This window comes from Bradyrhizobium sp. Kon58, assembly GCF_055807455.1.
Map to the genome: position 1 here is coordinate 1 of NZ_JBVVOT010000673.1, position 234 is coordinate 234.

1 protein-coding gene is annotated in these 234 nt (G+C 61.1%); it reads right to left on the reverse strand.

The features are described 5' to 3' along the window. A partial coding sequence (locus AC0L20_RS41900) for a hypothetical protein (RefSeq protein ID WP_473295977.1) occupies positions 1-234 on the reverse strand: 234 nt, incomplete at both ends.

A 234-nucleotide genomic window follows, 5' to 3' on the forward strand; every position in this document is an offset into this window, starting at 1 on the left:
GCCAGACAGTGGGGGGCTGTTGTCAGCGATGATGGCAAACAGTGAGCCCTGGTCAGCCAGTGACATAGGCACGGGCCAGGACACCGCCCCACCAAAATCCCCGTATGGCGGTGCGGGCAGCGCCTGCGCGGCCAGAGCGCTTTTCAGGTTATCCATTTGCTCGTCATTTTCCGGCACATGCCAGCCGCTGTGGCTCAACAGATCTTTGAGGCTGGCATCAGAGCGTTGGGTGTC